Here is a 309-nt window from a genome sequence, read left to right on the forward strand (position 1 = left end):
GGCCCCACCGCCGTGACGAAGCCGAAGGGCGGCCGCGCCGCCAGCAGCCACGGCTCCGCGCGCTAGACCTCCAGGCCCGCGGCCGTCACCGGGGCGTCCAGCAGCCCGTTGGTGCCGTCCGGGGCCAGGGCGGGGGCGGCCCCGCCGCCGAGGTCCCGCAGCCACGGGATGAGTTCGGGGACACTGGCGGCGCCACAGCCGCGGTGGCCGAGAGCGGCCCGCGTCGAGGGCCGCTTCCCGCGGGCCTCCTCCTGGCAGGCTGGTTCCGGTTGCGGGACGCGGACCAGCGCCTCCCGCGCGCCCTTGCCG

At 79.9% G+C, this 309-nt stretch carries 1 pseudogene; it reads right to left on the reverse strand.

The window, feature by feature from the left end:
* Window positions 1-62: 62 nt before the first annotated feature.
* Window positions 63-309 (reverse strand): annotated as a pseudogene (locus ADL08_RS37615) (hypothetical protein); the annotation flags it as partial.

Origin of the sequence: Streptomyces sp. NRRL F-6492, assembly GCF_001280125.1 — a bacterium.
Classification (GTDB): Bacteria; Actinomycetota; Actinomycetes; order Streptomycetales; family Streptomycetaceae; genus Streptomyces.